Consider the following 742-nt stretch of genomic DNA (forward strand, 5'->3'; position numbering starts at 1 on the left):
CCCCGCGCACGGGGCACCGGTTGTGGGCACGCGTTTGGTGCCGCGCGTTTGGTGCCGCGCGTTTGGTCCTGCGTGTTGGTGCACGCGGCATCGGTCGCCCTGTTGGTGTGCGGTCGCCCGCCTGCGGGCGGGGGCGAGGCTGAAGGTTCGAACTCGGCGGCGACGAACAGGGAGCCTGAGCGGTTCGGGTCGATGACTTCTGCGGGCCGACACATCTCCGGTTAGATCAGTACCCCTTCAGGGACGGCCACGGTCGCCCCTCTGGCTTTGCGCTGTGCCCGGGTGCAGGTGGATGCGGTCTGCTGTTCAAGCTCGGCAGCGACAAGAAGGGAGGCGGGCGGTTGAGGCTTGGTGCGTTGCTGCGGGTCTTACTTCTCCCGGTTAGCCCCCTTTGCTCCTTTCGGAGAGTGGCGGCTACGGTCACCCCCTTGCTATTTGCACTGATACCCGGGTGCGAGTGGGCGCGGTCTTCTGTTCAAACTTGGCGGCGACAAGAAAGTAGGCAACCGGTTAGGGGTTCTCTGTCCATTGTGGGGTTGGCTTGGTCGCTGACGTTCGAACCTATAAGCCGCGCGTAGCGCGAGTTTCGGTGCAGTACTCAGGCTGCGGCGCGGATCACCTATACACATGGCTGGGTTCTGAGATCTTGTCTCGCGTCAAGAAGTTGGCTCAGAAACCCGGATCTGAAAGTTGGGGATGCTGGCTCGGGTTGGTGTAGATCTCGACCGGCCGGTGGCCACCG

Source organism: Spirillospora sp. NPDC047279, assembly GCF_040643285.1.
GTDB lineage: Bacteria > Actinomycetota > Actinomycetes > Streptosporangiales > Streptosporangiaceae > Spirillospora.